Source organism: Acinetobacter sp. UBA3106, from assembly GCA_002365595.1.
Lineage (GTDB): Bacteria > Pseudomonadota > Gammaproteobacteria > Pseudomonadales > Moraxellaceae > Acinetobacter.
The window spans coordinates 197,801-218,989 of record DFAM01000015.1 but is presented as its reverse complement, the minus strand read 5'-3'; the positions used below and the strand labels follow the sequence as shown (position 1 = coordinate 218,989).

At 40.9% G+C, this 21,189-nt stretch carries 23 protein-coding genes and 2 pseudogenes; 11 read left to right on the top strand and 14 right to left on the bottom strand.

Annotation, left to right across the window (positions count from 1 at the left end):
* Positions 1 to 78 precede the first annotated feature (78 nt).
* Entirely contained in the window at positions 79 to 735 is a 657-nt protein-coding gene (locus B4C48_RS07890) for a ribonuclease T2 family protein (protein ID WP_291355269.1), read from the bottom strand.
* A gap of 32 nt (positions 736 to 767) precedes the next feature.
* The gene (locus B4C48_RS07885) at positions 768 to 2,741 is read right to left on the bottom strand and encodes a lytic transglycosylase domain-containing protein (RefSeq protein WP_291355233.1); all 1,974 of its coding nucleotides are present in this window, start codon (positions 2,739 to 2,741) and stop codon (positions 768 to 770) included.
* A gap of 355 nt (positions 2,742 to 3,096) precedes the next feature.
* On the opposite strand from B4C48_RS07885, the gene miaB reads away from it, so the two are divergent.
* The 4 genes and pseudogenes from miaB to B4C48_RS07865 all read left to right on the top strand — a co-directional run bounded on the left by miaB (position 3,097) and on the right by B4C48_RS07865 (position 6,767).
* A complete protein-coding gene (miaB, locus tag B4C48_RS07880; RefSeq protein ID WP_291355231.1) occupies positions 3,097 to 4,551 on the top strand; it encodes a tRNA (N6-isopentenyl adenosine(37)-C2)-methylthiotransferase MiaB in 1,455 nt (484 codons plus the stop codon).
* Between the two features lie 39 nt (positions 4,552 to 4,590).
* Positions 4,591 to 5,664, top strand: coding sequence for a PhoH family protein (locus B4C48_RS07875; RefSeq protein ID WP_291355229.1), 1,074 nt, complete (start codon positions 4,591 to 4,593; stop codon positions 5,662 to 5,664).
* A gap of 20 nt (positions 5,665 to 5,684) precedes the next feature.
* Positions 5,685 to 6,167 carry an rRNA maturation RNase YbeY gene (gene ybeY, locus B4C48_RS07870; RefSeq protein ID WP_291355227.1) on the top strand — a complete coding sequence of 161 codons (483 nt, stop codon included), beginning with the start codon at positions 5,685 to 5,687 and terminating at the stop codon, positions 6,165 to 6,167.
* Between the two features lie 342 nt (positions 6,168 to 6,509).
* Positions 6,510 to 6,767, top strand: a pseudogene (locus B4C48_RS07865) (antibiotic biosynthesis monooxygenase family protein).
* Between the two features lie 172 nt (positions 6,768 to 6,939).
* Here the strand turns inward: B4C48_RS07865 and B4C48_RS07860 are convergent.
* On the bottom strand, positions 6,940 to 7,818 hold the full coding sequence (locus B4C48_RS07860; RefSeq protein WP_291355224.1) for an energy transducer TonB: 879 nt from the start codon (positions 7,816 to 7,818) through the stop codon (positions 6,940 to 6,942).
* Positions 7,819 to 8,057: 239 nt separating this feature from the next.
* Here B4C48_RS07860 and B4C48_RS07855 point away from each other — a divergent pair, with 239 nt between their 5' ends.
* The 3 genes from B4C48_RS07855 (at position 8,058) to B4C48_RS07845 (ending at position 10,283) form a co-directional block, all read left to right on the top strand.
* Positions 8,058 to 8,738, top strand: a complete 681-nt coding sequence (locus B4C48_RS07855; RefSeq protein WP_291355222.1) for a hypothetical protein — start codon at positions 8,058 to 8,060, stop codon at positions 8,736 to 8,738.
* Positions 8,739 to 8,901: 163 nt separating this feature from the next.
* The gene (locus tag B4C48_RS07850) at positions 8,902 to 9,615 is read left to right on the top strand and encodes a DUF3108 domain-containing protein (RefSeq protein ID WP_291355221.1); all 714 of its coding nucleotides are present in this window, start codon (positions 8,902 to 8,904) and stop codon (positions 9,613 to 9,615) included.
* Between the two features lie 92 nt (positions 9,616 to 9,707).
* Entirely contained in the window at positions 9,708 to 10,283 is a 576-nt protein-coding gene (locus tag B4C48_RS07845; protein WP_291355219.1) for a xanthine phosphoribosyltransferase, read from the top strand.
* Between the two features lie 115 nt (positions 10,284 to 10,398).
* Here B4C48_RS07845 and B4C48_RS07840 read toward each other — a convergent pair whose 3' ends face one another.
* The 7 genes and pseudogenes from B4C48_RS07840 to B4C48_RS07810 form a co-directional block, all read right to left on the bottom strand.
* On the bottom strand, positions 10,399 to 10,824 hold the full coding sequence (locus B4C48_RS07840; protein WP_291355217.1) for an Imm44 family immunity protein: 426 nt from the start codon (positions 10,822 to 10,824) through the stop codon (positions 10,399 to 10,401).
* Positions 10,825 to 11,092: 268 nt separating this feature from the next.
* Entirely contained in the window at positions 11,093 to 11,701 is a 609-nt protein-coding gene (locus tag B4C48_RS07835) for a hypothetical protein (protein WP_291355216.1), read from the bottom strand.
* An 85-nt stretch (positions 11,702 to 11,786) separates the two neighbouring features.
* Positions 11,787 to 13,004 carry a CsgG/HfaB family protein gene (locus B4C48_RS07830; protein WP_291355214.1) on the bottom strand — a complete coding sequence of 406 codons (1,218 nt, stop codon included), beginning with the start codon at positions 13,002 to 13,004 and terminating at the stop codon, positions 11,787 to 11,789.
* Positions 12,998 to 13,375 (bottom strand): hypothetical protein, encoded by a 378-nt coding sequence (locus B4C48_RS07825; protein WP_291355212.1) that lies wholly within the window; start codon positions 13,373 to 13,375, stop codon positions 12,998 to 13,000. Before B4C48_RS07825 ends, B4C48_RS07830 begins: the two co-directional genes overlap by 7 nt.
* 726 nt (positions 13,376 to 14,101) lie before the next feature.
* On the bottom strand, positions 14,102 to 14,716 hold the full coding sequence (locus tag B4C48_RS07820) for a hypothetical protein (RefSeq protein WP_291355210.1): 615 nt from the start codon (positions 14,714 to 14,716) through the stop codon (positions 14,102 to 14,104).
* A 193-nt stretch (positions 14,717 to 14,909) separates the two neighbouring features.
* A pseudogene (locus B4C48_RS07815) lies at positions 14,910 to 15,335 on the bottom strand (HfaB protein); the annotation flags it as partial.
* Entirely contained in the window at positions 15,329 to 15,706 is a 378-nt protein-coding gene (locus tag B4C48_RS07810; protein ID WP_291355206.1) for a hypothetical protein, read from the bottom strand. The gene B4C48_RS07810 and the pseudogene B4C48_RS07815, both read right to left, overlap by 7 nt.
* A gap of 859 nt (positions 15,707 to 16,565) precedes the next feature.
* Between B4C48_RS07810 and B4C48_RS07805 the strand changes: the two genes are divergently transcribed.
* The gene (locus B4C48_RS07805) at positions 16,566 to 16,925 is read left to right on the top strand and encodes a hypothetical protein (protein ID WP_291355267.1); all 360 of its coding nucleotides are present in this window, start codon (positions 16,566 to 16,568) and stop codon (positions 16,923 to 16,925) included.
* A gap of 120 nt (positions 16,926 to 17,045) precedes the next feature.
* On the opposite strand, the gene wrbA is transcribed toward B4C48_RS07805, so the two are convergent.
* On the bottom strand, positions 17,046 to 17,642 hold the full coding sequence (wrbA, locus tag B4C48_RS07800) for an NAD(P)H:quinone oxidoreductase (RefSeq protein WP_291355204.1): 597 nt from the start codon (positions 17,640 to 17,642) through the stop codon (positions 17,046 to 17,048).
* Positions 17,643 to 17,756: 114 nt separating this feature from the next.
* Between wrbA and B4C48_RS07795 the strand changes: the two genes are divergently transcribed.
* Positions 17,757 to 19,004 carry a YihY family inner membrane protein gene (locus B4C48_RS07795; protein ID WP_291355202.1) on the top strand — a complete coding sequence of 416 codons (1,248 nt, stop codon included), beginning with the start codon at positions 17,757 to 17,759 and terminating at the stop codon, positions 19,002 to 19,004.
* 33 nt (positions 19,005 to 19,037) lie between these two features.
* Here the strand turns inward: B4C48_RS07795 and B4C48_RS07790 are convergent, their stop codons facing one another.
* On the bottom strand, positions 19,038 to 19,343 hold the full coding sequence (locus B4C48_RS07790) for an EamA family transporter (RefSeq protein ID WP_291355200.1): 306 nt from the start codon (positions 19,341 to 19,343) through the stop codon (positions 19,038 to 19,040).
* A 50-nt stretch (positions 19,344 to 19,393) separates the two neighbouring features.
* Between B4C48_RS07790 and B4C48_RS07785 the strand changes: the two genes are divergently transcribed.
* Together B4C48_RS07785 and B4C48_RS07780 are read left to right on the top strand one after the other, a co-directional pair.
* Positions 19,394 to 19,603, top strand: coding sequence for a hypothetical protein (locus B4C48_RS07785; RefSeq protein ID WP_291355198.1), 210 nt, complete (start codon positions 19,394 to 19,396; stop codon positions 19,601 to 19,603).
* Positions 19,604 to 19,742: 139 nt separating this feature from the next.
* Positions 19,743 to 19,916: a hypothetical protein gene (locus tag B4C48_RS07780; RefSeq protein WP_291355196.1), complete on the top strand. Its 174-nt coding sequence runs from the start codon at positions 19,743 to 19,745 to the stop codon at positions 19,914 to 19,916.
* A 50-nt stretch (positions 19,917 to 19,966) separates the two neighbouring features.
* Here B4C48_RS07780 and B4C48_RS07775 read toward each other — a convergent pair whose 3' ends face one another.
* A complete protein-coding gene (locus tag B4C48_RS07775; protein ID WP_291355194.1) occupies positions 19,967 to 20,605 on the bottom strand; it encodes a fumarylacetoacetate hydrolase family protein in 639 nt (212 codons plus the stop codon).
* Between the two features lie 39 nt (positions 20,606 to 20,644).
* The gene (locus B4C48_RS07770) at positions 20,645 to 21,142 is read right to left on the bottom strand and encodes a YcxB family protein (protein ID WP_291355192.1); all 498 of its coding nucleotides are present in this window, start codon (positions 21,140 to 21,142) and stop codon (positions 20,645 to 20,647) included.
* Between the last annotated feature and the right edge of the window lie 47 nt (positions 21,143 to 21,189).

Below are 21,189 nucleotides of genomic sequence, written 5' to 3'. Positions count from 1 at the left end.
TTTTTCGATATGCATTGAAAAGAAAATGAATTTCAACAAAAGTCTGATAGGAAATATAAATAAAATATAAAAAGAAGCTTAGTAAGAACCTTTTATTGTAAATGCATTTGGACAAGTATTTTCTACTTGTACTGAACATCGTTTGTACTGCCCGTTATTCTTATAGCAAAGTTTCACTTCAGTCAGAACTGCATTTCCTTGCGAAGTTACACAATTAAATCGAATTGCATTGGCCGGTAGACTTGGATTCAAACGCAAAAATTGCTGTCGAAGATTAGCCTGATACATGACTCGCGTTTCAGGGCTGGTGAGTTCAGTCGGAATTTTGAGACGTTCGGCATAGTTAATGATGGTGCGAAAATATTGACTTGAGTTCATCTGCACACAGCCCCCAATCCCGTGCCAAAGTTGCGTGCGCGCATTTTCATCGGGCATGACACGGGCCACGACTTTCGCCTGCAAGGGAGATAAATTCGCAGAAGATGCAGTCCTGCACTCGGTTTGAGATGTTTCCGGATACAGACCGGAAATATTCAGCGAATAACCTTCCAGACATTTTCGCTGTTTTGCTTTCTGGGCATCAAACATACATACTGCAGGGGTCATTTGCACCACCATGATATAGCCCTGCAAAGGAGCAGCAAAAATTTGAGGTGCAAACAGCCCTAGTCCAGCACCACTCACCCCGAACAATGCCCATCTTGCTAAAACTGAAGTTTGCCCAAAAAATATCATCAACAAACCGAACCTATTAATAAAATTAAAATTTAAGGATTATTTCTTAATGGAATTATATTCATCCGCTTCTCAATCGATTGTGCCCCTTGCCCAAGTAATACGCCGTAATGGGTGGCATTGGTCATCACATGTTTTACATAATCCCGTGTTTCAGTTAAAGGAATGCTTTCTGTATATTGGTCAGCAGCAATTGGTTGAGCATCGGGTTGCCAGCGACGTGCCCGGTTTGGACCGGCATTATAGCCAGCCGTTGCCAGCACAGGACTATTGCTGAGCTGACTCTGAATCATGGATAAATAAAAAGTGCCATAACGAATATTGGTATTCATATCGGTTAAAGCCGCAGGGTTATAGGTTTCACCCATTTGGCGGGCCACAAGTTTTGCCGTATCCGGCATAATTTGCATTAACCCGCCTGCCCCCACATGTGAACGTGCTTGGGTAACAAAACGACTTTCCTGACGCATCAAGCCATAGGCCCATGCAGGATCTATACCAGCATTGCGACTATGGCTAACCACATAGCTTTGATGTGGCATGGCATAACGATAAGAATAATTGTGTTTAGATTCAGTACGGTCAGCAGCGTAAATCGCCCGATCATACCAGCCTATATCAGTCGCACGTTTTGCAGCGGCAAGTAACAAGCCATCATCATGTTTTAAATAAGCCTGACGTACTGCCCAGTTCCATTCACGATTCACATAATTATCTGGTGCATTGACACGGCGTAAGGCAAAAGCACGGCTGAAATGAATATTCTGGCTTAAACGCTGCACATCACTATTTGATGGTTGAACATTCGTGGGAATATTATTGTAACTCTGCCCTAACTTATCTTTGGCCAGGAGATTATGGTAATCATCCCCCTGTGCCAATTTTTTAAAAATTTCTTGCGCTACACGCTTAGAGTTGGCGTCGCCGCGTTGTTCCGAGGCCCGCGCCAACCAGTACTGCCAGCGATCTTCCTGTTTCTGGCTCACACTCATCGTATCAATCGCTCGAATCAGGCTCTCCCAGGCACTAAAACGAATCGCCTGACGGGCATAAATTTCCGCTTCCTCGGCACTAAATGGCAAACCGTAACTGACATCCAGATAATTCAGCACTTCACGGTTAAAATTATTTTTCATTACCGTGGTCCCGCCAATATAGCCCACGGTACGATAAAGCGCTTTTTGCACTTGTAACGGCGTACCTTGCGCTGCATTTTTTACCGAAGCCATCGCGGTATTTAAGTCACTGTCTGCCAGACGACCTAGGGCATAAATCAAATAAGCATGATCTGCACTGGTGGTTTTAGGTGCTGACCATAAATAATTCAAAGGATTAGCCTGAATCTGATTAAGCTGTGCAAGTGACAGGTTCACCCCAAGCGTTTGCGCAGTAGCCAAGGCCAAACCTGACTGACCTGCGCGAAGCTGTCCCCACAGACGCTGCTGTCTGTCTTGTTCGGTCATCAATGGGCTAGCCAGCATCATCCGGCCCAGACCCGTACACGACTCAGGTTGTGAATTGGTGGCCAGCCATACATCCTTATATTCAGCAAAAACCAAAGGATCACCGGATTTAGCACGAACTTGAGCAACTGCACAACTTTCCGCCTGATCCGGATTGGTCACATACTGCAAAATGGGCTGCGCGGTGGCAAAGTCTGCCTGCTTGACCTTTTCTTCGACATAATCGGCAGCCAGTTTTTCAGCCATTGCCGATTGCGGATAACGCTGGGAAAAGTTAATAATCTGACTTGCAGGCTGATTGGCCAAATTGTTATTCAATGCCCAATATTCCGGATAATAGCCCAGCACATCATTTTGCATAGATGACTGATATTGTTGCAATAAAGCTAAGTTTCCAGCATTTGCAGCCCGTAAAGCATCATTAAATTGTTCATCAGCCGCATGAGAAATTGAAGCAAAGCCGGTTGATGCCAAACCTAAAGCAAGCACTTTATAATATTTTTTATTGATTACCCGATTAAACATATGCTTGCCTTCTGTCATTTAGTATTGCCTTACGTCGCACCTAATCATTTTTGAATAGTTTAATTATTATTACACTACTCTACTGTTCTGTTATGTAACCTTATGATTAGACAATATTAATTTTCATTCATTTTTACTTAACAAATCAATATTCTTCTAGCTTTATTTATGACTATAAGTTTCTCTTCGATTCCTGCTAAAATATGCGCCTTTCTTGTATTCGAATTGCAATTTTTTAAGATGACAGCCAGCCTCACTTTTCCTATCAATAGCATTAAATATTGAAATAAAAAGGAAATGTTGCTCGCTTGGCTCACCTTATCCGGGTCCATCTTGAATTGTAATTTCATCGATTTATCCTTTAGGAGCCTACATGACGGTTCAAACCTTCATTCCAAATAGTGCCCAAGCTGCTTCAGAAAACACTGTTACCCAGCCACAGCACACCCCAGCCGACGGTTCAGTGAAAAAACTGTATATCGAAACGCAAGGGTGTCAGATGAATGAGTATGACAGTCATCGTATGGCAGATCTTCTAGGCGACTCACACGGTTATGTGTTAACCACTGATCCGAGTGATGCAGATATTCTGCTGATGAATACCTGTTCAATTCGTGAAAAGGCTCAGGAGAAAGTATTTTCCGAATTGGGTCGTTGGCGCAAACTGAAAGAAAAAAATCCTGATCTGGTGATTGGCGTCGGTGGTTGCGTGGCTTCTCAGGAAGGTGACAACATTCAAAAACGTGCACCTTATGTGGATATGGTCTTTGGCCCACAAACCTTGCACCGTTTGCCGCAGATGCTGGATCAGCATAACGATCAGATTGAAAAACCAAAGAAAGAAAAAATTAAGCTGGTAGATATTTCCTTCCCCGACATTGAGAAATTTGACTTTTTACCTGAACCGCGTGTTGAAGGCTACAAAGCGTTTGTTTCAATTATGGAAGGCTGTTCAAAATACTGCTCTTTCTGTGTGGTGCCTTATACTCGTGGTGAAGAAGTATCGCGTCCTTTAGATGACGTACTTGCGGAAATTGCTGGTCTAGCCGAAAAAGGCGTGCGTGAAATTTCGCTCTTAGGTCAAAACGTCAATGGTTACCGCGGTGAAACGTTTGAAGGCAATATCTGTACCTTTGCCGACTTACTGCGCTTGGTGGCTGAAATTCCGGGCATTGGCCGTTTACGTTACACCACTTCACATCCGCTTGAATTTAATGATGACCTGATTCAGTGCTACCGTGATTTGCCACAAATGGTTTCGCACCTGCACTTGCCGGTACAAAGCGGTTCTAATGATGTATTGCAGGCGATGAAACGTAACCACACCATCGATGTCTATATCGAGAAAATTAAAAAGTTACGTGCCGTCCGTCCAGACATGCATTTATCTTCAGACTTTATTATTGGCTTCCCAGGCGAAACCGATGAGAACTTTGAAGAAACTTATCAATTCATCCAAGACCTCGATTTCGATCATTCTTACAGCTTTATTTATTCAAAACGTCCGGGCACACCTGCATCGGAACTTGAAGACAACACGCCTGAAGATGTGAAAAAAGAACGTCTGGCCAAAGTTCAGCAATGGATTAAACGTTCAAGCATTGATAAAACAGATGCCATGCTGGGCACTATCCAACGTGTTCTGATTGAAAAAGTTTCCGACAAAGATCCGAATCTGTTGATTGGTAGCGCGGACAATACTCGTCTGGTCTCTTTCATTGGCGATGCTGCATGGGTTGGGCGTTTCGCCGAAATTGAGATTACCGAAATTAAAACTTTGAATTTTGTTTACGGTGAGCTCTTGAATCTTGAGCCTGACGTGGCGTAATGTAAGGTGATCAGCCAGATCATTTTATAAGGAATACTCTTGACTGCAGCGATCCGACGTACAGTAACTTTTCCTGGTATTTCAATGGAGCGTTTAAAGGGCATGCTGGGTGCTTATAACGGTCATTTGAAACAAATCGAACAACGTTTAGAGGTCAAAATTTCCCATCGAGGTGATGCTTTTTACATCGATGGTGAAATTGATGCAGTAGAGAGAGCCGAAAGCCTCTTGATGCGTCTACATGAAGAAACTGAAACCAGCCAGCAAGTCAGCGCAGACACCCTGCATCTGATGATTCAGGGCAGTCAGACAGATCGTGAACTGCAAATCGATCCACACCAGGAACACACTGGTCTGGATGAAGTGTGGCTACAAACCCGTAAAGGTCGTATCAATCCACGCGGTGCCAATCAAAAACGTTATGTGCAACGTATTTTACAAAGCGACATTTCTTTTGGTATTGGTCCTGCAGGTACTGGTAAAACCTATCTTGCCGTAGCTGCTGCAGTAGATATGCTGGAACGTAACGAAATCCAGCGCATCTTACTGGTTCGTCCTGCGGTGGAAGCCGGTGAAAAACTCGGTTTCTTACCAGGGGATTTAAGCCAGAAAATCGATCCGTATTTGCGCCCGCTTTATGATGCTTTGTATGAAATGCTGGGCTTTGAAAAAGTCGCCAAACTGATTGAACGTCAGGTGATCGAAGTTGCGCCCCTCGCCTATATGCGTGGCCGTACTCTCAACCATTCTTTCGTGATTTTGGATGAAGCGCAAAATACCACCCCAGAACAGATGAAAATGTTCCTGACCCGTTTAGGCTTTGGTTCTCGTGCGGTCATTACTGGCGACATCACTCAGGTCGATTTACCGCGTGGTCAGCAATCAGGTTTATCGCACGCTTTACGTGTGATTGATAAAATTCCGGAAATTCATATTACCCGTTTCCACTCTCGCGATGTGGTGCGTCATCAATTGGTACAAAAAATTGTTGAAGCCTATGAAGGTTGGGACAGTGAACAACAGCGTTTAAGTGCTGAAGCTCGGGCAGAACGTAAAGCGCTTCAGGAGGCATTAATTGCTGAAAATGATGCGGCTGCCGATGCACAGCAGTGAGCTTTAAATAAGGATTCATCTTGAAACTTAGTCTTTCCCTACAACAGGACTTTCAAGCCCCTGAACTGGTCTTGAAACGTGCCTACATTAAAAAAGTTGTAGAAACAGCTTTACGTTATATCGGCACACAAAGTAATTGCGAAATCGGCATTGCCTGTGTCGATAATGACGAAAGTCATAAGCTTAATCTGGAATATCGTCAAAAAGATAAACCCACTAATGTGTTGTCTTTTCCAAGCGACATTCCAGATGAAATGGCTGAATATTTAGATGCCTTCCCGATTGGCGATTTGGTGATTTGTATTCCTGTGGTGCTTCGTGAAGCTTCTGAGCAAAATAAAGCACCGCTGACACATTTCACCCATATGCTGGTTCATGGCACTTTACATTTAATGGGCTATGACCATGAAACTTCAGATGTAGATGCCGAGGAAATGGAAGCTTTGGAAATTCAGATTCTGGCCAAACTTGGATTTGAAAACCCTTATATTGAGCAAGTTTAAAATCTATAAACCTTAAAAAGCGAGCTTAGGCTCGCTTTTTTATGCTCCATATTAAAGCTTGACCTCACCCTAAACTTCTCCTTAAAGGAAAGGGAACTTTTCAATATTCATTTAAAACCGGTAGTTCCTCCTTCCTATAAGATGAGGAATATATTACCGTAAGAGGATAAGGATAAAACTAATAAAATCTTCATTATGCTTATCCAAATATTTTTTTAAAAACTTAGAAAAACCTTCTTTTTATTCATCCTATTTCAAACCCGATTCACTATTCTTTTCTTGCAAAAGAAACATCGCATCCCTTATAAAAGAGTGAGCTCAATAAAATAAAAATCATACTGAATGAAATACGTTGTCATTTTTAAAGCAAAAATAAATATTTTAGGTCATGAATATTCCAGAACAGCCCAACTGTTACGTGAAAAAGCCCTTACACAATTCAACTGCTAAAGATTTGAAGCGATCAGCGAAAATGATTTTGAGATTGCCCTGTCCTACTGGAATAGTTTAGAAGATATTCAAACGTGGCATAGAGATGCAGAACATCAAGTTGCGCAGCACTTAGGGAAAGAGAAATGGTATAAAAGTTTTAGGGTTTAAATTTGTGAAATTCAGAAAAGCTATGCAGACTTAAACTATTAAATATTTCACAATAGTTCAAATAATTTTCTATATCCCTCCTCCCAAAGGGAGAAGGAATTGTACTTATTAATAAAGATTGGGAACCTTCATTCTTTCAAAAGGATAGGCAGTATTACTACATAAAGAAGAATTAATGCACTTCAAACTCTGCTTCTGCCGGGTCAAAACGCCAAGTCCGGACAATGCGCAGCTCTGAAATATCTTTCATGCCTTGGTCAAAACCGCCAAAAGGTGCCGCTTTACGCACTGAAGTTTTTGCAGCCTCATCTAATAAAGCATGACCTGAACTCTCAATCAGGCGAATGGCACGAATGCCGCCGCTTTTATTCAGGATCACCATTAAACGGACTTCCCCGGCGAGGCGTTGTACTTTGGCAGCATCGGGATAATAACGGTTACCGTAAAATTCAACTTTTTGGCGGAATTTTTCCAGATAAGCTGCTGAAATATCCTGCTTGGCTTGTATACCATCCACCGTTTTAATTTTTTGCTGACGGCTGAAATTTTGCTGACGTTGTAAATATTGTGCTTCTAAACTTGCTACCATGGCTGCTTTGGCCTGAAACTGGCTATTTAGTTCCTGCATGGCTTTTTTGCGTTGATTCTGTTCTGCTTCTTTCTTCCAGCTTAATGTGGTCATCAGCACTTTTTCTTCAAAGCTGAGTTCACTCTTTTGCTGTAAACGCTCCAAGGTTTCCTGTTGCTGCTCCCCGGTCATTTGTTCAATCATCGCTGCCGGCATATCGCTCGACATACGGTGCGCTTCACGAAAAGTGCCTGAACCTTGCTGATCTGCCTGTGCCAGAAAATCCGCATGTTCTATCTTGTCCTGGCTGGGACGCAAAGTGACGGCGATTTCTTTGACCGCTGCATCACTTTCTTCAGGCATGGCAAATTGCAAGGTCAAAATAATCAAATGCAAAAGAGCAGCTAAAATCACTGCGCTTGTGAAAATAGGATCTTTCCACCATGCATGCATTAAAGGTGCAAAACTGATTTTCTTAAGCATCACATTAAACCGACAAAAAGTCTGGTCCCCAAACTGCATAAAAGCAGTATAAAATAAACACAGCATCTACTTTTGAATGAAAAAATGAGAACTCAATCAATAAGCAGGCTGTAGACAATTAAAATCATGAAAATGGTGCAATTAATTTTGCTAAACTGCAAGGTGGAATATCTGTATTTTTAATACTTTCGACAAAATCTATTGAAGTTTAAGAAGATTAATTCGCTGGGATGCCTTATATGCAAACGCTACTATCCAATATCTCTAAACGTATACGCCAAGTGTATCAAAAGGCTGAAGGGTTTATTGAAGATGAGCGTGAATTTCCCCTTTCTCAAGTTTTTTTAAATGCAACTTTTCAGCGCTTTGTCACTGACAATGTTTCCATGCTGAAGGACCTGCATGCCGACTTGCATGAAGACTGGTTACGCTTATACGCAACGCTTGATGTCAAGGGTTTATACATTACCCTTTCAGTCGATTTGAAACTGGTACAGATGGAACTGAACAAAGATACCCAGCTGATTGTGTTTGAACAGATTAGCGATACCAAGGTAATTGAAGCCAAATTCAAAAATATATTCCAAAAGCTTGCCGTAAAATTTGCTTTATTTTTCTATCAAAAAGTACTCGATAAAGACCCTTTGGGCATGATCCTTGAGAAACTGAATGTGATTAAAGTCAAAGATGACTTATTGCATCTGGATTTAAACCGCTGGTTAGGCAAAAAACGCTCTATCATTGATACCTTAGCTAAAGTTCACGTCAACCATGCGGTTTTGCGTGAAGCTGAACTGGTGGTGATAGGCAATGTCAATCTGACTGCATTATTCAGAAAAATGTCCGAAGAACCAATGGACGTTTGGGCAGTTGATGAAGAGCTAGAGGAAACTACAGTCAGCCCGATTAAGCAAAAATAGTTTAAATAGGTTTTGCGAATGTAAGTCTGTGGTTTTAACTAAAAAAACTACATTAAAGATACAGATTGCATAAACTTTCGAATTTTATCTCTATATTCAACAGGCATAATAACGTTTGCACAGAAGTTTACATTTTAAAGAACTGCATAGGAACACTCTACTTATGGCTCACAATGTATTGAAAACAGTTGCCTTGGCATCTGGTCTAACAACTACACTGTTGTTCGCTGGGGTCAACCCGGCATTTGCCATGAGTCCATTCCAGGCAAGTTATCAATTTAACTACAATGGCAAGAACATGGGCTCGGCAACACGGACTTTAAGCAAGTCGGGAAACAACTGGACCTATGTCTTCGCGGCAAAAGCAGGCGCTATGGCCTCTGCAACTGAAACCAGTCATTTCAGCTTAAATAATAGCGGCGATATTGTTTCTAACAGCTTTAATCGTCACAGCAAAATTCTGGTTCACAACAATACAATGAGTATTGATTTCAATCCGAATGCTAAAACCATTTCTGGCAAAAAAGATAAAAAAACCTATTCTTTTGACTGGAAAGCTGGTGTTCTGGATGAGCTGAATGCCGAATTGCAATTGCGTGAAGATTTAAAATCTTCAGGGTTAAAATCGAATTACTTAATTGCCGATGCCAAAGAAGTGGAATCACGTCACTTTATTAAACAAGGCAATGAAACAGTAAAAACCTCTTATGGTACTTTCGACACCATTAAAGTGGTACTCAAGCATAGTAAGCCGAATCGCGATACCATTTTCTGGTTAGCACCTAAACTGGACTACGCACCAGTGAAAGTGACCCATCAAGATGGTAAAACCTCCTATGGTTTACTGTTAACAGGTTATAAAGGCACAACGAATTAATCGATTTGATCAATTTCGCTTGCATTTTCTGAGAGCCTTTTTAAAATACGCTTTTGCTTGAAAAAGCATCTGCCCCCTAGAGGAATTCTCCCGTGCACGCACTAGAACAGAAAATCTTAAGCGAAGGTATCGTTCTATCTGATCAAGTTCTGAAAGTTGATGCTTTCTTGAATCATCAAATTGATCCTGTATTAATGCAGCAAATTGGTAAAGAGTTTGCTGCTCGTTTTAAAGATGCAGGAATCACTAAAATTATCACCATTGAAGCTTCTGGTATTGCCCCAGCAGTAATGGCCGGTTTAGAACTTGGTGTGCCTGTAATCTTTGCGCGTAAATATCAATCTTTAACTTTAAAAGATGATTTATACCGCTCTAAAGTATTCTCTTTCACCAAACAAATTGAAAGCACGATTGCCATTTCAAACAAGCATATTAGCTCTAGCGACAAAGCTTTAGTGATTGATGACTTCCTGGCAAATGGTCAGGCAGCTTTAGGCCTTGCTGATTTAATCCATCAGGCAAAAGCTGAAGTTGTAGGTATTGGTATTGTGATTGAAAAATCTTTCCAACCTGGTCGCCAATTATTACTAGATAAAGGTTACCGTGTTGAATCTTTAGCACGTGTTAAATCTTTGGAAAATGGCACTGTTGAATTTGTTCGTGACTAAGAACGTCAGCTAAATTTAAAAAAGAGCGCTAAGGTGCTCTTTTTTTGTATTTGGTTCTTGTCATAAAAACTGTATGTGAGATAGATCGCCTGATCTGTGTCTACCCAATCACTGACTATTTAATTTTTGCAATCTCTAAAAAGTCATTTTTAAGTCTTTCAAGTTCTTCATAGACTTTTTGATCAAGTTTAGGTTTAACTTTTTCAAATTTCATTTTAAGCAAATCTAAACTTCTGAGCATCATTTCAAAAATAAGTTTTTGGCGTCCTAAATCATCTGTTGAATTAAATTCTTCATAATTGATTTTTAATCGAAAATCCATAGTCTTTTTCTTAAATGAATACATAACTCGTTCTTCAAAGCCTCCTAGACCCATCATTATTGTAATACAGTCCCAACTATTTAAAGGAATATCGTAAGTTTCATGCTCAAGCTTATTCTTAAGAATATTCTGCACATAATTACGGGCAACGTTCAATTGTGTTAATTGTTCTTCATTTAATACTTCTTTACTTGATTCACTACTTAACCACACTTGCATAAAAGCCTCTTAATAACCTGATTTTTTATTGCTCTGACCTCCTCTCGAGGTTTTTCGTATTAGTTCATTCAGTATAAATTCTTTATTATCTATTTGCTTATTTTTATCTTAAGTTATTTTTAAAAGTTGGCAATTATTTCAGATAATAAAAGTGCCAAAGAATTTACAAAAGGAATAAATCAACAATTTATAATTATATTATTGTAAGATCAAAGAAGGCCTAACTATCCTCAAATAGTTAGACCTTGGATCATATTGAAAGGTAGATTTACTTTACGGTCACAGTAATGCTACCGGTGTTCACAGCACCAATTGCAGAAGTTTTGATACCTTCAATATGATTCTCAAATCCAGCTGTATTCACAGATGCATCAATAGCCGCAGAATTGAAGGCTATATTTGCAGCGGTGTAATTACTCAAGGTTTCAGAGAATTGATCATAAGTGTCAATATTCAGCGCTGTACTGATAGAGTTTTCAATCTCTGATGAACCCTCAGAACGCCATTCTTCTAAACTACGCGCCGCACTTCTTTCAGCATCAAGAGTTGTATCGAATGTACCCGTATTCAGCGCACTCAGATTACCTTGCTGCAAATTGATACTACCTGTGTTCACGGCACCCAGTGCTGACGTTTCTATAGCAATGGCGTCTCCCACACTTTCAAGTTCATTATAACGCCCCGCTGTGTTAACGGTTGCATCAATATTATTGGTATTGATAGCAAGGTTAAGTGCCGTACCATTTGCAGCCTGATTGGCTAAAACAGCCAGGGTTGATTGTAAACCAGTATTGACAGTGACCTCTTGAGCATTTGCCATGGCTCCTCCAGACAGCAAGGCAACGGATAAGGCAATGGTTTTGATAGTTTTATTCATGGTTATTTTCCTTTTTTTAAGTTTTGAAGTACTTCTCGCTAAATACTTCTTTTGATAATGGGAGCGAGCCCATTTTTATATATTTTTAATCGCGCTGTGTGCTTGACCAGTAGTTTTCCACCACCTCAGGATTGGCATCTCCCAGCATTGAAGTTTTTTCCTCTTCTTTGTGATTATTTCCCTGGTCTTTACTATTTTTCTCTTTATTTACCTTGCCTGGAGAAGATGAACCCTGCTTCCTGCTGATGTATTTAATCAGCTCCTGTTTGCTCATTTCAGGCTCCTGTTCAGGATTTTGAATCACCTCGGATTCTTTTTTCTTAGGCGGCTGGATGTCTTTATTTGGTGAGTTAGTCGATTTATTCTTCTCATCGGAGGAATAACCATTATCCGAAGATGATTCCAAAATAGCGCTCGGGGAGTTTGCGTTGTTTTGATTCTGGTTTTGCTTCTGATTTTGTTTGTATTTGTACAGCGCAACCGAACTGCGCGTTAAACTCAATTGGCCAACCTCTGGCGGAATTTGCGCACGACAACTTTCAAATGTTGCGGGTGGGATCACTTGACTGAGCAATTCAAAGGTGGCCAGATTCAACATCTGACGCAAGGCAAAATTAGTCGCTTCACGCTCTCCTTTGCCGATTTGAATATTTAACAAGGTTCGGCCCGCAAACCGCCCTGCACTCAGGCCATAATCCTGCGCGGCAATCTGCTTTTGCAGCGAAACATTGGCCACGACTTTACTGGTGCGGGTATCGGTCAGGGATAAATCCAGACCGACCATAATGCGGGTCTGGCTGTAATTGGGTCCAACTCCGCCGATCTGCATATCTACACCACCGCCTGGAATAAAGTCCAGACTGTTAATACTTCCGGTCACATAATAATCAGAGGCTTTGATTTGTCGCGGATCACGAATCCCCCACTTGGCTTCACTTTCAATAATTCGCGGATCGCGTCGGTTCAATAAGCTGACCCCGGCCTGAAACAGGGCAGACTGCACCATATCTCCCGCACCCTGGGTGACCATTTTGCCACTACCGCCATTGGTCACCACATCTTTGCCGGTCTGGTCCAGAATTGCACCCACCGAAAAGCTGACATCATTGCGCAGCTGCCCTTTCAGGCAGGACAAGGCCATATCAAAAGGGGTAAAAATATCGGTAATCGGTGGCCCCTGCACCAGGCTGACCGGCTTCTTGTTTGAGGGTGCCATACCAGTGCAGCTGCACAGAAGTTGACTCAAAAAAATCACAGCACTCACAGAAGATAGTTTTCTGCTATTTAGCGGAAAATTCAGCATAACGATGCTCCCGGCTGGGTGCTTAAATTAGGACATTGCTGATTATTTTGAGTTGTGGTCGAATTTACCGCCCCATCATTTGCAGTGTCATTCGAAATGTCTACGCCATTGTTTGAACCATTTATATTCACATTGCTCGTAGCGGAATTCACTGTACCGATGGAACTTGTCGATGTGCTGTTGATGGTGGTCTTGCCTAGTCCAGAATAATAATCAGAATCCTTGAGCTCAATCAGGTTGGCCTGGACCAGATTCTCATTGGAACGGTTACTTGACGATTTCCAGCGCTGGCTCCATTCATCCGAGGTGGCATAAGCATTGCTCAGCCCACACAAAAAAAATAAACCCACATTGATCACTAATATTTTCATAATCATTACCCGTCCTTTAAAGCAGGATGTTTATTTATTTTTTATTTAGTAAGGTTTAATTTATATTAAAAATATTAAATCACATAAAAAAAATAAAAAGCAAAATTTATTAGCTTGCACACATTTTTTATTCTCAATAAAAATATACTTATTTGTATTACATAATAATTTTTAATTTGTTATTTATTTGTGAATTGTAAGAAATCATTATGTCATAAATCTTTAAAATTAAAATTTACATCAAAAAACCAATTAAATTAATATATTTTTTATATCAATAAACGCTGAATTTTATAAACAAGGATTCAACTTATCCAAGCTTTTTAATTTTATAAACTGGTAAACTTTGATTTTATTAGGACTTTCATTTAAATGTGATGAAGCTCTATTTTTTATTAAAATATAATTAACCAATCACAGTTAAGAATATTTATAAAGTAATTCTGAGAGAAAAGCATTTTCTTTAGAAATACGGTTACCTGTTCAAAAAGCACCGCTACTCAAGCCTTGAAACTCCTGTAACGGATAATTTTCAGGCGAAGGTTGAAGCCACTTTGCTTTGGTCGATTCAATCGATTAATCAAAAACAAAGTACCGGATAAAGCACATTAAATATCAAGATAGAACAAACCCATACTTCTTGCTTAAATATTAAAATCAATAACTTAAAAAAAATAAGCCTAACTATTTGCCAATAGTTAGACCTTGTTCATGTCAAGAGTGAAGTTACTTTACGGTTACTGTAATGCTGCCTGTGTTTACAGCACCGATTGCAGAAGTTTTGATACCGTTGATGTTATTCTCGGTTCCTTCTGTGATTGTATTTACAGATGCATCAATAGCGCCGGAGTTAAAGGCGACATTGGCTACACTGTAATTGCTGAGCGTTTGAGTCAACTCCTCATTAAAGTCCCCATCCAGGCTTTGACTGAGCGTATTTTCAATCTCTGAAGAGGTATCCGTTTCGGTATCAGTCAACGACTCCAATTGACTTTGTTGATCTTCAAGCGTTGCACTGAGGGTTCCGGTACTTAGAACACTCAAGCTACCTTGCTCTACGCTGAGATCACCTGTATTTACCGCACCCAGTGCTGATGTTTCTATGGTATTTTCAAAATTATTAACGGTATCAAAACCTCCCTCTGTGTTGACGCTTGCATTAATATCAGCGGTATTGACTGCAAGGTTAAGTGCAGAGCCATTTGTGACCTGCTGAGATAAAGTAGCCAAGGCCGTTTCCAGACCTGTATCAACAGCGACTTCAGCATCTTGAGCATTAGCCATGCCGGCACCGGTCAGGAAGGCGACGGATAAGGCGATTGTTTTAACAGTCTTCTTCATAGTTGTTCTTCCTTTTCGAGTTTTGAAGTACTGCTCGCTCAGTACTTCTTCTGATCATGGGAGCGAGCCCATTTTTATCTCTCTTCTAATCGCGCTGCGTGCTTGACCAATAGTTTTCCACCACCTCAGGATTGGCATCCCATAGCATCGAACTCTTTTCCTGTTCTTTATCGTCCTTGTCCTTATTGTCCTTATTAGTCGCTTCCCGCTCTCCTTTGCCAGTCTGAATGTTCAATAAAGTATGACCCGCAAACCCGCCTGCACTCAGACCATAATCCTGCGCGGCAATCTGCTGTTGCAGGGAAACATTGGCCACCACTTTACTGCTGCGGGTATCGCTCAGGGATAAATCCAAACTGTTAATGCTGCCGGTCACATAATAATCAGAGACCTGGATCTGTTTTGGATCTCGGATGCCCCACTTGGCTTCACTTTCGATAATCCGTGGATCGCGCCGGTTCATTAGGCTGACCCCAGCCTGAAACAGGGCAGGCTGCCCCGGGCTGACCGGCTTCCTGTTTGAGGGTGCCAAGCCGGAGCAGCCTGACAGAAGATAACCAAACGGCACAGCAATCTCCAAAGAAGAGCTGCTTCTTGGGGTGAACGGTAAATTCAGCATAACGATGCTCCCGGCTGGGTGCTTAAATTAGGACATTGCTGATTATTTTGAGTGGTATTCGAACTGACCGTGCCATCATTCTGCAACTCACTGGAAATGCCTACACCGTTGTTTGAGCCACTAATATTGATATTGTTGGTCGGAGTATTCACCGTACCGATGGAACTTGTCGATGTACTGTTGATGGTGGTCTTGCCCAAGCCCTCATAATAATCAGAATCCTTGAGCTCAATCAGGTTGGCCTGAACCAGATTCTCATGGGAACGGTTACTTGACGATTTCCAGCGCTGGCTCCACTCATCCGAGGTAGCGTGAGCATTATTTAGAAAACATAAACAAAATAAACCCATATTGATCATTAATATTCTCATAATCTTTAATACCCTCTGACCCAGAATGTGTATTTATTTTCAACCTAAATAAGCTTTAATTTATATTAAAAATATTAAATCACATAAAAAAATAAAAAGTAAAAATTATTCGCTTTCACATATTTTTTATTTTTATTAAAAACTTATTTAATTGTTTTATATAATAAATTTTTAATTTATTATTTATTTGTGAATTGTAATAAATCATTATATGAATTTTTTTGAATATAAAATTCACATAAAAAACTGGATTAAAGTAATATATTTTTTATATTATAAATAATTAATAATTTCACTAAGACAGAACCGAATAATGGCTCGAGGTTATTTTATAAAATGGTAAATTTTGGTTTTGTTTAGACTTCTTTACCAATGTGATTTAAATCATACTTAATTAAAAATACAATAAACCAATCACAGTTCAGGCTTTCTTATAAACAAATTTTGATATAACAGCGAATTTTGACGAAATAATAGAGCAAAGGAATTTAGACTACAGCTCTGCTTCAAACCTGGAAAGCTTTGATACCTTCTATATCTGGCACCCTGCGGTCCAAGGAAATAACCAAGCCCATATCCATGCCTTAAATGATAAATCATTCAAAACCAAGTCATTTCGTGCTTTTATGAGGGATGATTTCCTGAAAAGAAACCCTGACCTTTCTCATTCCATAAAGCATTGATGTATTTACAACTTAGATAAACTTCTATGAACTGGCTTCAGCTAGAATCAACTTGGCATGAAATGTCCCTGACTTCATACAGCGAAAGATACATACTGTCGTTATGCATTGTTATGACTGCTTGTCTTGATAAATAGATCAACCTTGTTTCAAGATAAATAAAAGGTAAATATTTGATGGAAAATTCTATGCAATGTCCTAAATGCGGATCCTCCGAAGTAGAAAAACGCGATCACGAAAAAAACCTGAAAACCATTAGTGGAATTTTAATGACCTCGGCCGGAGCCACCGCAGGAACAGTAGGTGGTGCCGCAACAGGCGCATCAACAGGAGCTGCGATTGGCGCAGTCGCCGGTCCCTTAGGCGTCATTTTCGGCGGAACCGTGGGCACTTTTGTCGGTGCGATCGCCGCAGGTGTGACCGGAGGGGTGTTAGGGAATATCTTCGGTAAAAAAGCCGGAGTCATTATCGATAAAAATGTATTTCTGGATTACAAATGCTTGAAATGCAATCATCGCTTTAAACAACCTGAATAAGCAGCTAAACGCTTAAACGTTCAATTGCAATAAAAAAGACCATTCATGTTTGGAATGGTCTTTTTTATAACCGTATTTTTTAAGAATATTATGACTTGAACTTAATTTCTCAATCAAAAATCAGTTTGCCTGTAATTTCTTAACCACATCACCCAGGCGTTTGCCCTGCTCTTCACACAACACTTTTTCATCTTGGCTGAGACCCAAATCATGGCGTGGACCGCTAACATGGCTGGCACCATAAGGCGTACCGCCTGACTTGGTATTGGATAATGCCGGGTTGGCATTCGGCAAGCCCATGATCAGCATGCCATGATGGAACAAGGGTGGCAGCATAGTCAGCAAGGTGCTTTCCTGCCCGCCGTGCATCGAACCTGAAGAGGTAAAGACACAGGCCGGTTTTTGATGTAAGGCACCATTCAGCCAAAGACTGGTGGTCTGATCCCAAAAATACTTCATCTCACTGGCCATATTGCCAAAACGGGTTGGCGAACCTAAAGCCAGACCTGAACACTGCGCCAAATCATCCAGGGTACAATAAATATCCCCTTCATCCGGAATGCTCGCTTCTGCTTGTTTCACCACAGTCGAGAGATTGGGTACCGTACGAATTTTTACTGCCACACCAGTAGACTCAATACCATTGGCAATCAAATGCGCCATTTCTTTGGTTGAACCATATTTGCTGTAATATAAAACAAGGACATAAGGCTGCATAATTTTTATAAACGAAGCTAAAAAAGAAAACTATACGGTATTTTTCCCTTTTTTTGGTTAAGCTTGGTCATGAAAATTCATAAACATGATTAAAAAAATTGAGACTTTATAGCTATGTTAGAAAAGTATTTAAAAAAACTTCCCTTTTATGACAAGACTTGGTTTCAGTTTGTTTTATTTGTAATAAGACGTTTTGAATCAGACCGTTGTCGTGAACAAGCAGGTTCCTTAACCTATACCACGCTATTTGCAGTGGTGCCGATGCTGACCGTTTTTTTGGTGATCATCTCCTCAATCAAGGCACTAGAGCCCGCAAGGCAACAATTACAACATCTGATTTATAGCAATTTCTTACCCAGAACCACGATTGCTTTTGATAAGGCATTAAATGCTTTTACCGACAAATCCAGCAATCTGACTGTAATTGGTATTCTATTTCTGTTTATCACCACCGTAATGATGCTGACCAGCATTGAAACTGTATTTAACCGGATTTGGCGAGTACAGGAAACCCGTGGTGGCATTATTGGCTTTATGCGTTATTGGACCATTATTTCACTTGGGCCGATTCTATTAGGCAGTGCCTTTGTGATCTCCTCGACTGTAGCTTCATTAAATATACTCAGCAATAACTTTGCCGGTTATGAAGTCGATGGTGAATTTATTTTTTGGGGCATTTCCTTTGCGCTCACCATTTTGGGCTTTTTCATTCTGAACTGGACCATTCCCAACCGCAGTGTTCCCATCAAGGCAGCGTTGATTGCCGGGACATTTAGTGCCGTAGTCTTTGAATTACTGAAGAACTTATTTGGCTTTATCATGTCCAATTTCACCAGTTATGAAATTGTCTATGGCGCCTTTGCGGCAGTTCCCATTTTCCTGTTATGGATTTTTTTATCCTGGAATATTGTGCTGTTAGGAGTGGAAATCAGTTATGCACTGACTGCATTTAATTCGGGCAAAGAACCGAAACGCCATCCTATTATCATGTTTTTAGACTTGCTGGAGCTGTTTTATAACAAACAGCAACGAGGCGAAAGTGTCTCGGATGAAGAAGCACTGGTGGTCTTGGGGCGTGACGAAATTGGACGCTGGCCAACGTATGTGCTGATGCTGGAAAAACAGAATCTGGTGAAACGTACTGATGACAATGAATATGTACTCGCCCGCAATCTGTCTCAGGTCGACTTCTGGAATTTTTATACCCAGCTCCCCTATCCACTTCCGCGACGCAATGACGTTGCCAATATTCGTGCTGATGATGAATGGATGCAAAGACTTGGTCCTGCCCTGGTCGAATCCGATGACTATCTGGCGGCAAAACTGTCTATTCCCTTGTCGACTATTTTCGAAAAAAAATAAAGCTGACTGATCCCCCAGTATTAAAAAAGCCTTCTAACAAGAAGGCTTTTTTAATAACGATACAGATTTAGGGATTGAAAAGAACTTGCTGATCCAGCCAGGCAAACTGACTGTCACCACTCCGATTAAAACCAGACCGGTTCCCAGCATAAAATTCAGCTCAATCTGCTCATGCAGAAAAATCACCCCAGAAATCATCCCAAAAATAGGGACCAGAAAGGAAAATACGCCCACACTATTGGCTAAGTACTTTCGTAATAGCCAGAACCAAAGCTTCAGGCTAAAAAACAATATGAGCAATACATGGAAATCATGCTGCTGATCGCAATTGCGGTCCAATGAATAGCACAGCTGCCCAACAGGCGAATAATCTGGTCTTTTCCTGAATTGTGGAACAAGCCTGCCATGGCAATCAAGCTGCTGCCAAAGTTATTCATGATATGCAAAATGAAGGCAATATCTTTCTTGCTCATTCAATTTTAGAGTCTGCCAAACAGACCAATGGCCCCAATGCACCATACTGGATGTATGACACCGGTAAAGGCTTAATCAAAGCCCCACGCCAAGCTCGAATCTGGGATGAAAAAACGGCAAGGTAAAATAATGTGTTAGCCATTAAAGTTCTTGATAATCAGCATTATTTTAGTGAGATGGAACTCTCCACTAATGAAAAGGCAACGGAATATTTAACCTATGCCGCGGAAAAGGTCAAAATGCAGATGCTGCCATGAAAATGGCATGATTATCAGTATAACCCTGGTGATGCAGAAATGGCTCGACAGTGGTATACCAAGGCAAAATGTGCCCGGTGATGCAGATTCTCGACGAATGGCAGACAGTGATGATGCGTGGAAAAACACGGGTCCTTTACAGCCAAATGAACCTCCTGCTGATTCTGAGCATCAAGCATAATAGGTCATAAAAAAGGCTGCATCACGCAGCCTTATCAGAAATTGTAAAACTTATTTCACAAAAGTGGTCCAGACAAACTCCTGAGTTTGACCTTGCAAGGTCATTTTCAACTGATCACCTGCTTGCAATGCAGCCACACCCGCAGGTGTACCCGTCATCACCACGTCACCCGGTTCTAAAGTAAAAACCTGGCTGATGTCGGCAAGCAAAGTCGCAATATCAAAAATCAGCAACGAGGTATCGCCTGTTTGACGTAGCTCATCATTCACATGAAAAGAGTAATGCACCTCTTTCCAGTCTTTGACTTCAGCAGTATCCACCCAGTCTGCAAGAACACATGAACCGTCAAAGGCTTTGGCACGCTCCCAAGGCTGACCTTTCTTTTTCAAGTCATCTTGTAAATCACGCAAGGTCAAGTCCAGACCTAAAGTCACTGCGCCGACTGCTTGCAAGGCTTTGGCCGGATCGGTTTCAGCCTTTAAAGTACGGTCAATCCGCAGACTGAGTTCACATTCATAATGGCAGTTACCCCACGCCGGGTTCCATGAAATGCCCTGTTCTAAACTGACTAGACTGCTTGGCGGCTTGATGAACAAAACCGGACGATCAGGAATGGCATTGCCTAATTCTTTGGCATGGTCTGCATAGCTACGACCGACACAGACAATTTTAGATGGACGTGTATTCATGATCTTCCTTTTTTCATTGCACTTCAGGTTGTTTCAAACTTACTTTTTAAATGTATTTTCAAATACGGTTTGATCAGCCGCTTGCTCAAAGGCGCGTTTCGGTACAATCACCACGGTACGATTCTTCAATTCAATCATATAGGTCAACTTACCGACAGCAAAATTTTGCACTTCGCTATAATTGAAGATTTGCTTCCGGCCATTGGCATAAATTTCTGCATAATCCTGAAATAGTTCGATGCCCTGTTCACTTTTACCAAACTGGTATTTCACAAACTGGCGTTTGAACATCATCGGTAAAAACCAGTAACGCATAATCAATTGCAGAATCAAGAAGAAAGCACCGAGCGCCACATAATAGCGACCCACGCCATTAAAACCGAGATAAAATCCCCAGATAATAATGCCGATACTCACCAATGGCGTAATAAAACGGGTTATCTGCTTTTTACCAAAAGTCGCAAGTGCAAAACCGTCTTGTGATTCTTCCATACTTAAGAAATAGCGTACCGATACAGCAGGCTTGGTCTCTGACATAATGCATCATCAAATTATTCGAACAATTGTGCTAGATATTACACCAG